This is a genomic window from Methylobacterium crusticola (assembly GCF_003574465.1).
GTDB lineage: Bacteria > Pseudomonadota > Alphaproteobacteria > Rhizobiales > Beijerinckiaceae > Methylobacterium > Methylobacterium crusticola.
Genome location: NZ_QOWC01000032.1, coordinates 1 through 12,743, shown reverse-complemented (window position 1 = coordinate 12,743; position 12,743 = coordinate 1). Strand labels below are relative to the sequence as shown.

Annotated in this window: 11 protein-coding genes; all 11 read right to left on the bottom strand. The window is 73.7% G+C overall.

All coding sequences use genetic code 11. The features are described from left to right. Window positions 1-13: 13 nt before the first annotated feature. The gene (locus DT057_RS15615; protein ID WP_407068094.1) at window positions 14-1,864 is read right to left on the bottom strand and encodes a TRAP transporter large permease; all 1,851 of its coding nucleotides are present in this window, start codon (window positions 1,862-1,864) and stop codon (window positions 14-16) included. A 44-nt stretch (window positions 1,865-1,908) separates the two neighbouring features. Beyond that, the gene (locus DT057_RS15610) at window positions 1,909-2,934 is read right to left on the bottom strand and encodes a TRAP transporter substrate-binding protein (RefSeq protein WP_128563026.1); all 1,026 of its coding nucleotides are present in this window, start codon (window positions 2,932-2,934) and stop codon (window positions 1,909-1,911) included. A 177-nt stretch (window positions 2,935-3,111) separates the two neighbouring features. Beyond that, window positions 3,112-3,996, bottom strand: coding sequence for an NAD(P)-dependent oxidoreductase (locus DT057_RS15605; RefSeq protein WP_128563025.1), 885 nt, complete (start codon window positions 3,994-3,996; stop codon window positions 3,112-3,114). Further along, entirely contained in the window at window positions 3,987-5,018 is a 1,032-nt protein-coding gene (locus DT057_RS15600) for a transketolase family protein (RefSeq protein WP_128563024.1), read from the bottom strand. The genes DT057_RS15605 and DT057_RS15600 overlap by 10 nt, the downstream gene beginning before the upstream one ends. Continuing rightward, a complete protein-coding gene (locus tag DT057_RS15595) occupies window positions 5,015-5,890 on the bottom strand; it encodes a transketolase (protein ID WP_128563023.1) in 876 nt (291 codons plus the stop codon). Before DT057_RS15595 ends, DT057_RS15600 begins: the two co-directional genes overlap by 4 nt. Window positions 5,891-5,921: 31 nt before the next feature. Next, the gene (locus tag DT057_RS15590; protein ID WP_128563022.1) at window positions 5,922-6,671 is read right to left on the bottom strand and encodes an SDR family NAD(P)-dependent oxidoreductase; all 750 of its coding nucleotides are present in this window, start codon (window positions 6,669-6,671) and stop codon (window positions 5,922-5,924) included. Between the two features lie 251 nt (window positions 6,672-6,922). Beyond that, the gene (locus DT057_RS15585; protein ID WP_420870311.1) at window positions 6,923-7,825 is read right to left on the bottom strand and encodes a LysR substrate-binding domain-containing protein; all 903 of its coding nucleotides are present in this window, start codon (window positions 7,823-7,825) and stop codon (window positions 6,923-6,925) included. 70 nt (window positions 7,826-7,895) lie between these two features. Then, window positions 7,896-9,320, bottom strand: coding sequence for a sensor histidine kinase (locus DT057_RS15580; RefSeq protein WP_128563059.1), 1,425 nt, complete (start codon window positions 9,318-9,320; stop codon window positions 7,896-7,898). A gap of 240 nt (window positions 9,321-9,560) precedes the next feature. After that, window positions 9,561-10,418, bottom strand: a complete 858-nt coding sequence (locus DT057_RS15575; RefSeq protein ID WP_128563021.1) for a TVP38/TMEM64 family protein — start codon at window positions 10,416-10,418, stop codon at window positions 9,561-9,563. Further along, window positions 10,419-11,069, bottom strand: a complete 651-nt coding sequence (locus DT057_RS15570) for a class I SAM-dependent methyltransferase (RefSeq protein ID WP_128563020.1) — start codon at window positions 11,067-11,069, stop codon at window positions 10,419-10,421. Window positions 11,070-11,111: 42 nt separating this feature from the next. Continuing rightward, window positions 11,112-12,263, bottom strand: coding sequence for a tRNA 2-thiouridine(34) synthase MnmA (mnmA, locus tag DT057_RS15565; RefSeq protein ID WP_128563019.1), 1,152 nt, complete (start codon window positions 12,261-12,263; stop codon window positions 11,112-11,114). Between the last annotated feature and the right edge of the window lie 480 nt (window positions 12,264-12,743).

Here is a 12,743-nt window from a genome sequence, read left to right as displayed (position 1 = left end):
GTCCGCCGGGGGCCTACGTGGCCAGGAACCCGATCGAGATCCACGGCACCAGGATGACGATGGCGAGGCCGATGAGCAGCGCCACGATGTAGCCGATGATCGGCCGGATGCCGGCGTCCGGGTGGATGCGGCTGATGGCGCAGGCCGCGTAGTAGCCGACCCCGAAGGGCGGCGCGAACAGCCCCACGCCCATCGCGAGGATCACCACCATGGCGTAGTGCACCTCGTGCACGCCGACCTGGCGGGCGATCGGGAACAGGAGCGGGCCGAACAGCACGATCGCCGGGATCCCCTCCAGCACCGAGCCCAGGATCACGAAGGCCACCGCGGAGACCACCAGGAAGCCGAGCGCCCCGCCCGGCAGGCTCTTCATCATCACGGCCAGGCTCTGCGAGAAGCCCGACTGCGTCAGCGCCCAGGCCATGCCGGTCGCCGCCCCGATGATCAGCAGGATCGCCCCCGAGAGCGAGGCCGTCGAGACGAGCATCGGGTAGACCCGCCGCCAGTTGAACTGGCGGTAGATCAGCAGCCCGGCGAAGATCGCGTAGACGATGCCGATGGTCGAGACCTCGGTGGCGGTGGCCACGCCCTCCACCACGGCGGCCCGGATCACGAAGGGCAGCGCCAGGGCCGGGAAGGCGATGACCAGCGTCTTGCCGATCTCGCCCCAGGTGGCCTTGCGGACGTGGCTCAGATCCTCGGCCCGGTAGCGCCACCAGACCAGCGCGCAGAGGGTGACGCCGAGCACCACGCCCGGCAGCAGGCCGCCGGTGAAGAGCGCGGTGATCGACACGCCCGTCACCGACCCGATGGTGATGAGCACGAGGCTCGGCGGGATGGTCTCGGTCTGGGCGCCGGTGGCGGCGAGCAGGGCCACGAGGTCGCCCTCCTTGGCGCCGCGCTTCTTCATCTCGGGGAACAGCACGGGCGCCACCGCCGCCATGTCGGCGGCCTTGGAGCCGGAGATGCCCGAGACGAGGTACATGGCGCCGACCAGCACGTAGTGCAGGCCGCCGCGGACGTGGCCGAGCAGGCTCGCGAGGAAGCCCACCATCGCCTTGGCCATGCCGGTCATCTCGATGAGGAGGCCGAGGAAGACGAAGAGCGGCACCGCGAGCAGGATCAGGTGGCTCATGCCCTCGTCCATCCGCCCGACCACCACCATGGCGGGCGCCCGGGTGGTCAGCATCAGGTAGCCGAAGGTGGCGAGCCCGAACGCGAAGGCGATCGGCACCCCGGTGAACACGAGGGCGCCGACGCCGAGCACGAAGAAGATCAGCAGGTTCCAGTTGCCGAGCGTGCGCAGGAGCGGCTCGGCGAGCATCAGCCCGCCGACGATGAGCCCGGCCAGCACCAGGGCGCCCACGGCGTGGCGCCAGTCGGCGCACTCGATCAGGCGCAGGGCCGCGATCACGAACATCAGCGCGAAGCCGACCGGCAGGGCGGCGGCGCGCCAGGCGTTGGTGATCTCGAGGGCCGGCGTCTGGACGAAGACCTCCTCGCTGGCGAACTCGTAGGCCGGGTGGAGGAGCAGGACCACGAAGGCGAGGCCGGCGGCGAGCGCCACCGCCTCGAGGAAGGCCTGCCCGCGCGGCGAGGCCATGCTGACGAGCGCCGTCATGCGCATGTGCTCGGCGCGGCGGTAGGCCACCACGCTGCCCAGCATGGCGAGCCACAGGAACAGGATCGAGGCGAGCTCGTCCGACCAGACGATCGGGGCGTGGAAGACGTAGCGGCTCACCACGCCGGAGAGCAGCACCAGGACCTCGGCCACGACCAGGAGGGCGGCCGGCACCTCGACGAGGACGCCGAGGGTGTCGTCGAGAGTCTTCGCCCACGCGCGCTTGCTGCCACGAGACAGCATCGCCGGGGTCTCCGTCGCGATGTCGACCTGCATGTCGCCCTCCCTCAGGCCAGCTTGCCGGAAACCGCCTCGAGATGGTCCCAGGCCGCGTCGCCGTACTTGCTTTTCCAGTCCTTGTAGAAGGTCGTGCGGCCGAGCGCATCGCGAAACTTCGCGCGATCCACCTCCAGGAAGGTGATGCCCTTGGCGGTCAGGTCGGTGCGCAGCGAGGCGCTCAGGCGCACGATGTCGGCGCGCTGGTCGTCGGCCGAGCGGTCGAGCTCGCGCGTCACGATGGCCCGCAGGTCCTCCGGCAGGCGCTGCCAGGAGCGCTTGTTGCCGAGCATCCAGTAGCCGTCCCAGACGTGGCCCGTGAGGCTGCAGGTCTTCTGCACCTCGTAGAGCCGGGTCGTCGCCGTGATGGCGAGCGGGTTCTCCTGGCCCTCGAAGATCTTGGTCTGGAGCGCGGAGTAGAGCTCGTTGAAGTTGAGCGGCGCCGCCCCGGCGTCGAGCGCCTTGAACAGCGAGGTCAGCATCGGCGAGGGGGGCACGCGGATCTTGAAGCCCTTGAGGTCCTCGGGCGTGCGGATCTCGCGGGTCGAGGAGGTGATGTGCCGGAAGCCGTTGTCCCAGGCCTTGGACACGGTCAGGATCGGCGTCTTGGCGATCTGCTCGCGGATGTAGGTGCCGAGCCCGCCGTCCATCGCCTTCCAGACCGCGTCGTACTCCTTGAACGCGAAGCCGGTGTTGGCGAGGCTCGCGGCCGGCACGAAGGTGGAGAGGATCGAGGCCGAGAGGTTGAAGAACTCGACGCTGCCGTTGCGGACCTGCGAGAGCAGGTCGGTGTCGGAGCCGAGCTGGTTGGCCGGGAACAGCTTGATGTCGAGCCGGCCGCCGGAGGCCTCGCGGATGCGGTCGAGGGCCTCCTGGGCCCGGGTGTTGACCGGGTGGGTCGGGTCCTGGCCGGTGGCGAGCTTGTACTCGAACTCCGCCGCGAAGGCCGGCCGGCTGAGGATGGCGCAGAGCGGCATCGCGGCGGCACCCGCGAGGAGGCTGCGGCGGGTCGGCCGCGGGGGGGTGGACTGGCGCATGATCGGGCTCCCTGGGAATGGCGTGCGTGGCGGGCCGGTGGCGCGGGCCGGTGGCCCGGCCTCGTGTTCTCGTTTGCCCGCGCGGCATCCGGCGCCGGGCGTCCGGTGCCGAAGCGGCGGGCGCGGCGCCCGGGACAGATCCCCGGGCGCCGTGTCGCGGGCGTCGCGGGACGCGGCTCAGGTCCCGTTCAGGGCCCGGTACGAGCCGATCACCTGGCTGTCGTCGGCCGCGCCCTCGCCCCGCCCCGAGGCGGCGAGGAAGAGCTGGTGGGCGAGGGCGGCGAGGGGCAGCGCGGCCTTCTCGCCGCGCCCCGCCTCGAGCACGATGCCGAGGTCCTTCACGAAGATGTCGACGGCGCTCGTGACGCGCGGCGCCTCCTCGAGCATCCGGGGGCCGCGGTCGCGCAGCATCCAGCTCGAGGCCGAGGAGCCCGAGAGGATCTCGAGCACCACCGCCCCGTCGACGCCGACCTTCTCGGCGAGGGAGAGCGCCTCGGCGGCGGCCGCGAGGTTGACCCCGCAGAGGAGCTGGTTGACCGCCTTGACGGTCGCCCCCTGGCCGGCCTGCGGGCCGACGTGGAAGACCTTGTCGCCCATGGCGTCGAGCGCCGGCCGCACGTAGGCCAGCACCTCGGCGGGCGCCCCCGCCATGATGGTCAGGGTCGCGGATTCCGCCCCCACCACCCCGCCGGAGACCGGCGCGTCGACGAAGCGCCGGCCGGTCGCCCGCACCCGCTCGGCCAGCGCCGCCACGGCGCCCGGCGGGCAGGTCGCCATCAGGATCACGGCGGCGTCCGGCGCGAGGGCGTCGAGGGCGCCCTCCCCGAACAGGACCTCCTCGCCCTGGGCGGCGTTCACCACCATCAGGATCAGGATGCCGGCGCCCGCGCTCGCCTCAGCGATCGTCCCGGCCGTCCGTCCGCCGGCATCCGCGAAGGCCGCGCGGCCCTCGGGCCGGACGTCGTAGCCGCGGACCTCGAACCCGCGGCGCAGGAGGTTGCGGGCCATCGGCAGGCCCATGGAGCCGAGGCCCACGAAGGTGACGGCCGGCGTCACAGCCATGCGCGGATGCTCCCGGCCATCGCGCTCGTCGAGATGCCGTAGCGGTCGTGCAGGGTCGGCAGCGCCCCGGCATCCAGGAACGCGTCGGGCAGGCCGATCTGGCGGAAGCCGTGCGGGACCGTGCCGTTGCGCAGGAGCGTCGCCGCCACCGCCTCGCCGAGGCCGCCGACCACCGTGTGGTTCTCGGCCACCACCACGAGGCGCCCGCCCCGCCCGGCCTCGCGCAGGATCGTCGCCTCGTCGAGCGGCTTGATCGTCGCGACGTGCAGCACGCCGGCGTCGATCCCGTCCGCCTTGAGCGCGTCGGCGGCCTCGAGCGCCCGCATGGTCATCAGGCCCGAGGAGATGATCAGCACGTCGCGGCCGTCGCGGATGGTCTTGGCCTTGCCGACCTCGAACGTGTAGCCGTACTCGTCGAGCACCAGGGGCACGTTGCCGCGCAGGAGCCGCATGTAGACCGCGCCCGGATGGGCCGCGATGGCGGGCACCGCCTGGGTGATCTCGTGGGCGTCGCACGGGTCGATGATGGTCAGGTTCGGCAGGCCGCGGAAGATCGCGATGTCCTCCGTGGCCTGGTGGCTCGGGCCGTAGCCGGTGGTCAGGCCCGGCAGGGCGCAGACGATCTTGACGTTCAGCCCCTCCTCGGCGATCGCCATGCAGATGAAGTCGTAGGCGCGCCGCGCGGCGAACACCGCGTAGGTGGTGGCGAAGGGCAGGAAGCCCTCGCGGGCGAGGCCCGCCGCGGCGCTCATCAGCACCTGCTCGGCCATTCCCATCTGGTAGAAGCGGTCGGGGTGCTCCTTGGCGAAGATGTGCAGGTCGGTGTACTTGGCGAGGTCCGCCGACAGGCCGACGATCTCGGGGCGCTCGTGGGCGAGGGCCGCCAGGGCGTGGCCGAACGGCGCGCTCTGCGTGCGCTGCCCGGGCGCCGCCAGGGAGGCGATCATCGCCGAGGTGGTGAGGCGGGGACCGCCGCTCTCGCCCGTCAGGTGCGCGGGCCGCTCGTACTTCGACCGCCTCATGGCGTCCTCCCCTCGGAAGCGTCCCTGCCCTCGGCCAGGACTTTCAGGGCCTGCTGCCACTCGTCCGCCTCGACGCGCAGGAAGTGGTTGCGCTCGCGGGCCTCGAGGAAGGGCACGCCCTTGCCCATCGTGGTGTCGCAGATGATGATGCGGGGCCGGGCCTCCGCGTGGTTGCGCGCGGCGTCGAAGGCCGCGACGAGCGCCGGGATGTCGTTGCCGTCGACCCGCTGGACGAACCAGCCGAAGGCCTCGAACTTCGCCCCGAGCGGCTCGAAGTTGAGGATCCCGAGCGACGGCCCGTCGGCCTGCATGCCGTTGACGTCGACGATGCCGATCAGGTTGTCGAGGCGGTGGGAGCCGGCCGACAGGGCCGCCTCCCAGGTCGAGCCCTCGTCGAGCTCGCCGTCCGAGAACAGGTTGTAGACGAAGCTGCGCGAGCCCTTGCGCTTGAGCCCGAGGCCGATCCCGACCGCGATGCCGAGGCCGTGGCCGAGGGAGCCGCCGGTGATCTCCATGCCGGGCGTGTAGGCCGCCATGCCGGACATCGGCAGCCGGCTGTCGTCGCAGCCGTAGGTCTCGAGCTCGTCCTCCGGCAGGATGCCGGCCTCGATCAGCGCCGCGTAGAGCGCGATGGCGTAGTGCCCGATCGACAGCAGGAAGCGGTCCCGCTCCTCCCATTCCGGGTCGTCCGGGCGGAAGCGCATGGCGTGGAAGTAGGAGACCGCCAGCACGTCGGCGACGCCGAGGGCCTGGGCGATGTAGCCCTGGCCCTGGACCTCGCCCATCCGCAGCGCGTTGCGGCGGATGCGGTAGGCGCGCTCGGGCAGCGAGACGTTCGAGCCCGCGCGCGGCGAATCGTGCGCCGTCTGCATGATGTGTCCTCCCTGGGAACGGACCGGACGGTCAGTGGATCAGCATGCCGCCGTTGACGTCGATCACCGCGCCGGTGGTGTAGGCGGAGAGGTCGCAGGCGAGGAACAGGCAGGCCTTGGCGACGTCGTCGGCGACGCCGAGGCGGCCGAGGGGGATGCCCTTGGCGATCTCGACCTTGAGCTCGTCCGTGAGCTTGCCGCCGGTGATGTCGGTCTGGATCAGGCCGGGCGTCACGGCGTTCACCCGCACGCCGTCGGGTCCGAGCTCCCGGGCCATCGCCTTCGTGAGGCCGAGCACGCCGCCCTTGGCGGCGCTGTAGTGCGGGCCGCCGAAGATGCCGCCGCCGCGCTGGGCCGAGACCGAGGACATGCACACGATGGCGCCGGCGGCCTGCGCCCGCATCTGCGGGATCACCGCCTGGCTCATGTAGAGCGTGCCGCGCAGGTTCACGTCCGTGACGGCGTCGTAGTTCGCCGGCTCGATCTCCATGATCTTGAGCGGCTGGGTGATGCCCGCGTTGTTGACGAGGACGTCGATGCGCCCGAGGCGCGACACCACCTCCCTGGCCGCCGCCAGGCAGGCGGCCTTGTCGGTCACGTCGCAGGCGAGCCCGAGATGGCCCGGACCGATGTCCCGGGCCGCCGCCTCGGCCTGGCCGGCATCGAGGTCGAGGATCACGACCTTGGCCCCGAACTCCGCGAACAGGCGGGCGGTCGCCCGGCCGATGCCCCGCTGGGAGGCCGCGCCGGTGATCAGGCATACCTTGTCGGTGAGAAGCATGTGTCCCTCCCCGGGGCGGCCGCTACCGCGGGCCCGGCGTCGCTCTGGCGCTGACGCGAGAGGGAGGTCCTGGCGCTGCGACGGCCCGTCGCCGCCTGGCGCCGCCCGGAGGCCTGAAGGGCCTCGGGGCGCGTCCTCCCTTCACATCGTTGCCAGCACCCTGCCGTCCCGGCGCCGCGATGGCAAACGCGCGGTTTGCAGGGCCAAGTGAATCCGGCTCATCTGACGCGCCGGGCGGTCGCGCCCGCCCCTCACGCAAGGTCCGCCGCGAGGTCGATCCGCATCTCCTGCGCCATCCACTGCGCGAAGGTGCGCAGCGGCGCGCGCCGCCGGGTCGCCGCCGGGAAGACGAGGTGGTGGCCGACGTAGTCGACGTCCCGGGCCCGCCCGAGGAGCGGCGCGACGAGGCGCCCGCTCGCCAGTTCGCGCTCGGCCAGCAGGGTCGATTCGAGCGCCACCCCGAGCCCGTCCGCCGCCGCCGCGATGGCGAGGAAGCTGCGGTCGAAGCGCACCCCGAGGGGCCGGGGTGCCGGGAGGCCGTTGCGGGCGAACCACAGCGGCCAGCGCACCTGCTTGTTGTCGCTCTGGATCAGCACCTGCGTCAGGAGGTCGGCGGGCTCCCGGATGGCGGCGGCCCGGACCGGGTCGCAGAGCGGCCGCACCGTCTCGGTGCAGAGCGGCACCACCACGAGCCCCTCCCCGCGCGGCGGCCCGTACACGATGTCGGCGTCGAACTCGTCGGTGGTGAAGCGGGCGTAGTCCATGCCGGCGGCGAGCCGCACCTCGAAGCCCGGATGCGCGGCGAGGAAGCGGGCGAGGCGCGGCGTCAGCCACTGCGCCGCGAAGCTCGGCGCGCAGTGCAGGCGCAGCAGTTGCGGCCCCCGCGCCGCCACGAGGTGGAGGCCGCGGTCGAGCTCCTCGAAGGCCCGCCCGACATGCTCGAGCAGCGCCTCGCCGGCCGGGGTCGGCACCACCCCCTGGCCGTTGCGCTCGAACAGGGCGACGCCGAGCGCCTGCTCCATCTTGCGGATCGCGTGGCTGACCGCGCTCGCCGTCAGGTTCAGCTCCGTCGCCGCCGCCTTGAACGAGCGCCGGCGCGCGGCCGCCTCGAAGGAGCGCACAGCGGAGAGGGGCACGTGCATCAACAGGGACATGCCGGCACGATGGGCGAAGGGGCCCCCGATTGGCAATCGCGTCCGGTCGCGCCGGGCCGGCGCGACGCGCTCAGGTCTGCGCCCGGTCCGGGAGGGTGATGCGGAAGCGCGCCCCGACCCCGCTCTCGTCGAGGGCGAGCACGCCGCCGTTGAGGCGCACCAGCTCGGCCGCGATGGCGAGGCCGAGCCCGGTGCCGCCGGCCCGGACGGCGCCCTGGAAGGCCTCGAACAGGTGCGCCCGGGCCCGCTCCGGCAGGCCCGGGCCGTTGTCGCTCACCACCATCGTGACCGTGCCGCCCCGGCGCGTCGCCTCGATGGTCACGCATGGGGGCGCCCCGTCGCCGGTGCCGGCGAGCCCCAGCGCCTGCACGGCGTTGCGCACCAGGTTGACGAGCACCCGCGAGAGCTGGTCGGGATCGGCGTCGACCAGGAGGTCGTCGGGCGTCCGGTCCTCGATCCGCACCGCCGCGCCCGGCACGAGCCCGGCGAGGTCGAGGGCGTCGGCGAGGATCGGCCGCAGGGCGGTGCGCCGGCGCTCGGGCAGGCGCTCGGCGGCGCGGCCGTAGGCCAGGGTCGCCTCGCAGTAGCGGATCGCCCGGCCGAGCGTCGCCACGAGGCGCGGTGCCACGCGCTGCACGCCGGGATCGGCGGTGTGCTCGAGCCTGTCCACCAGCAATTGCGCGGTGGTGAGGAGGTTACGCAACTCGTGGTTGATCTTGCTGACCGAGAGGCCGAGCTCGGCGAGGCGCCGCTTCTGGCGCAGCTCGCCGGCCAGCACCGCCTCCATGCGGGCGAGCGCCGTCTCGGCCACGCCGATCTCGTCGTTGCGCCACGAGGGCGTGATGCGCCGCGAGGCGTCCTCGGGATCGTCCGCGAAGGCCGCGATGTTGCGGGTGAGGCGCCGCACCGGCCGCACGATCGAGAGCTGCAGCGCCAGGAAGACGAGGCCCGCGGTGATGCCGGAGATCACCAGGGAGGTGAGGAGGATGCGCCACGAGAAGGCGATCATCGCCTCGCGCAGGGGGGTGGGATCGAGGATGAGCTCGACGAAGTCGACGCCGTCCATGCCGTGGCCGACCACCCGCAGGGGAGCATCGGCGGGGTGCGAGAGCGTGTGCCAGGCCCCGGCGATGAGCTCGAGCCAGCCGGCCTCGCGCAGGTCGACGGACTCGCCGACCTCCGGCGGCATCGCCGCGAGGTTGAGGAGGCGGCGGGCGCCCCCGGCCTTGAGGGCGATCGCCCGGGCGCCGACGCCGGTCAGGAGGCGGCGGGCGAGGTCGTCCGACACCCGCTGCTGGGGCGCCGCGTCGAGGACGAGGGCCGCCACCTGCGCGGCCGCGACCCGGTCCGAGAGCCAGTTGCGCCGGAAGTTCGCGACGCTCGGCACGTAGATCAGCACCTCGGCGAGCAGCACGAACAGGATCGTGAGCAGCAGCAGGCGGCCGGAGAGCCCGATCCGGTCGGCGATGCCCCGCAGGGCGCCACGCCCCCGCATGGCATCGGCGAAACGCACGATCGTCGGCCCTCCCGCATGCGGCGCACCCGGCCGCATTGTGCGCCGCGCCGCGCCCGCGCGCGACTGTCTCAAGGTCTCACTCCGGCGCCCCGCGAGGCCTCTCGCGCCCCGCGAGGCCTCCGGCGCGGCGGCGTCGGGCACCGCCTAGATAGGAGCGCCCGTCGGGCAGGGTAAGGGCGCCCGCGCGGCCCCCGTCCTGCCGCCGGCGCCGTGCGGCGATCAGGGGCCGGTCGGCAGGCGCCGCCCGCCGCCCCGCAGGCGCCGCCAGGCCACCGGCAGCAGGGCGAGCGCCCCGAGGGCCAGCAGGGTCAGGATCAGCCCCGGCGTGATCACGGCGCGCAGCGACAGCGCGTCGTCGCAGGCCGCCTCCCCAGCGGCGAGGCACGCCGCCCTGGCCTCCTGGTGGGCGGCCACCACGGTCTCGATGCCGGCCCCGGCCGAGGCGTAGATGAAGGCGCCCGGGCTGATGCCGATCAGGGTGGCGAGGGCGAACGTGCGCAGGCGGACGCCGAACACCGCCGGGCCGAGATTCGTCATCCAGAACGGGAAGATCGGCAGGAGGCGCAGGAACAGCACGTACGAGAAGGCGTCGCGCTGGAAGCCCTCCGCGAGGCGGCGCAGGCGCGAGCCGGTGCGCTTGAGCAGGAACTCCCCGGCGGAGGTGCGCCCGACCGAGAACACCACGACGGCGCCGCTCGTCGCCGAGGCGATCGCCAGCAGCGCGCCCGTGACGGGGCCGAACAGGAAGCCGCAGAGCGTCGTCATCACGACCGAGACCGGCACCGAGACCACCACGGTGCCGACATAGGCCAGGTAGGTGCAGAGCAGCGCGCGCCAGAAATCCTCGGCCACGAGGCCCTTGGCCCAGGCCCGGGACGCCAGGAGCTGGTCGAGGCTGAACCACCGGGTGACCCCGCCCGCGAGCAGGCCGGCCGAGACCGCGACCAGGACCGCGAGCGGCAGGAGCCGCAGCCAGCCCCGCCAGGCCGGCGCCGCGACGGCGGCGGGCCCGGCCTCCGGCGCGGGGCGCGCGGGACCTTCGCCGGAGACGGGCGGCTCCCCGGGGGGCTCGCCCACCTAGGCCTTGCGCATGCGCAGGATCTTGAAGAAGCCGCCCGGGAAGGTCGGCCGCACGCCGATGAACGTCACCCCGTTGCGGTGCGCCCAGGCCTCGATGCGGGACGCCTTGAAGTCCGAGCTCCAGCCGATCTTGGAGCAGAGCGGGGCCACGATCTCCTCGACGCGGGCGACCGCCCCGTCGGCCTGGCCGAAATGGTTGGCGAGCACGATCATGCCGCCGGGCCGCAGCACGCGCAGGAACTCGTCGAGGGCCCGCTCGGGGTCCGGCACCAGGGTGATGAGGAACTGCGCCACCACGGCGTCGAAGCTGCCGTCGGCGTAGCCGAGGCGGCAGACGTCCATGACCTGGAGCCCCTTCACGTGGGAGAGGCCCCGGCGCAGCACCTTGCGGCGGGCGCGCCGGAGCATGTCCTCGGACAGGTCGACGCCGTAGAGCTCGGCGTCGGCCGGGTAGTAGCCCAGGGACAGGCCGGTGCCGACGCCGGCCTCCAGGATGCGCCGGCCGTTGCCGAGCGCCGCCTCCACGGCGTCGCGGGCCGCGGGCTCCGTCAGCTTGTCGTAGACCACGTCGTAGACCGGCGCCCAGCGGGCGTAGGCCTTGCGCATCAAGGCGGTGGTGGGTCCCGCCTCCCGCGGCTCGCTCAGCATGTAGGATCGCTCTCCAGGTTCGCGGACCGGGTCCGCATGGCGTCAGGCGGCGGCGCGGCGCTCGGCCTCGACCCGCAGGATGGTGCCGCCGCCCAGAACCCGCGCCCGGGGGCCGTCGTCGGCGTAGATGACGCAGGCCTGGCCCGGCGACACGCCGTCCTCCGCCGCCGTCAGGGTGATCTCGGCGCAGCCGGCCCGGGGATCCCAGGTCAGGGTGGCGGGGCGGGGCTCGCGCGTCGAGCGCACCCGCACCGCCACCGGGGCGTCCCGCAGGTCCGCGAGCGGCGCGTCGCCGAGCCAGTTCGGGTCGCCGAGCCGGATGATGGAGGTCGCCAGCGCCTCGCGCGGGCCCACCACCACCCGGGCCTCGCCGGGATCGAGCCGCACGACGTAGAGCGGCTCGCCCGTCGCGAGCTTGAGGCCCCGCCGCTGCCCGACCGTGAAGCCGATGATGCCCTCGTGCCGGCCGAGCCTGCGGCCGTCGAGGTGGACGATCTCGCCCGGCCGCACCGCGTCCGGGCGCAGGCGGGCGATCACGTCCCGGTAGCGGCCCTGCGGCACGAAGCAGATGTCCTGGCTGTCGGGCTTGTCGGCGACCGCGAGGCCGAACGCCTGCGCGAGGCGCCGGGTCTCGTCCTTGGGGCGCTCGCCGAGGGGGAAGCGCAGGAAGGCGAGCTGCTCGGGCGTGGTCGCGTACAGGAAGTAGCTCTGGTCGCGGGCCGGATCGTGGGCGCGGTAGAGGGCGCGCCCCCCGCCCCCCGGAAGCGGCCGGCTGGCGACGTAGTGCCCGGTGGCGAGGGCGTCGGCGCCGAGGTCCCGGGCGGTGGCGAGGAGGTCGCGGAACTTGATCGAGCGGTTGCACTCGACGCACGGGATCGGCGTCTCGCCCCGGAGGTAGCCGTCGGCGAAGCGGTCGATCACCGCCTCGCGGAAGCGGTCCTCGTAGTCGAGCACGTAGTGCGGGATGCCGAGGGTCTCGGCGGCCCGGCGCGCGTCGTGGATGTCCTGCCCGGCGCAGCAGGCGCCCCGGCGGTGGGCGGCGGCGCCGTGGTCGTAGAGCTGCAGCGTGATCCCGACCACGTCGTAGCCCTCGCGCTGGAGGAGGGCGGCGGCGACGGAGGAATCCACGCCCCCGGACATCGCCACGACGACGCGGGTGTCCTGCGGGGCCTTGGGCAGATCGAGCGAGTTCATGACCGTGCGGCGGGGTTTCTCGATGAGCATCGTCCGGCGACGGGCGGCCCGGCGCGGCGATGCGACGCAATCCGGGCCCGGGAGCCGCGCCCGTTCCGACCGGAACGGAGGCGGTTCGCGCGGCGGCCGCCCCGATCGTTCCGGCGCCGGCGGGTGAGTCTATAGCGATCCGGCGGTGTTTCTGCCAGGGCGCTCGGCGCCGGATCCGTGCCGGCAATTCCTGCCGGGGACCCGGCAGGATCGCGCCGGCGGGCGCGGGACCGGGTGCCGCGGCGCCCGGATTTGCCGTGCCTCCCCAGCGCCTTGGCGGCGCGGGCCGCTGGCCTGCCGCTTGCCTCGCCCAAGCTCCGGGAGAGGGCAGCATGACGATCAGGGGTGCGGGGGACACGCTGCGGAGCGGCGGGCGCGAGCCCGCCTGGGCCGGCGCGGCGCGGCGGGCGCTGCCGGAGCCCGGCTTCGGCATCGAGGCCGAGGCCGCCG

Excerpts from the sequence above, each read along its gene's own strand:
- DT057_RS15600 (WP_128563024.1), bottom strand. The coding sequence starts at position 5,018 with ATGAGGCGGTCGAAGTACGAGCGGCCCGCGCACCTGACGGGCGAGAGC.
- DT057_RS15585 (WP_420870311.1), bottom strand. The coding sequence starts at position 7,825 with ATGTCCCTGTTGATGCACGTGCCCCTCTCCGCTGTGCGCTCCTTCGAG.
- DT057_RS15590 (WP_128563022.1), bottom strand. The coding sequence starts at position 6,671 with ATGCTTCTCACCGACAAGGTATGCCTGATCACCGGCGCGGCCTCCCAG.
- DT057_RS15595 (WP_128563023.1), bottom strand. The coding sequence starts at position 5,890 with ATGCAGACGGCGCACGATTCGCCGCGCGCGGGCTCGAACGTCTCGCTG.
- mnmA (WP_128563019.1), bottom strand. The coding sequence starts at position 12,263 with ATGAACTCGCTCGATCTGCCCAAGGCCCCGCAGGACACCCGCGTCGTC.
- DT057_RS15580 (WP_128563059.1), bottom strand. The coding sequence starts at position 9,320 with ATGCGGGGGCGTGGCGCCCTGCGGGGCATCGCCGACCGGATCGGGCTC.
- DT057_RS15615 (WP_407068094.1), bottom strand. The coding sequence starts at position 1,864 with ATGCTGTCTCGTGGCAGCAAGCGCGCGTGGGCGAAGACTCTCGACGAC.
- DT057_RS15610 (WP_128563026.1), bottom strand. The coding sequence starts at position 2,934 with ATGCGCCAGTCCACCCCCCCGCGGCCGACCCGCCGCAGCCTCCTCGCG.
- DT057_RS15570 (WP_128563020.1), bottom strand. The coding sequence starts at position 11,069 with ATGCTGAGCGAGCCGCGGGAGGCGGGACCCACCACCGCCTTGATGCGC.
- DT057_RS15605 (WP_128563025.1), bottom strand. The coding sequence starts at position 3,996 with ATGGCTGTGACGCCGGCCGTCACCTTCGTGGGCCTCGGCTCCATGGGC.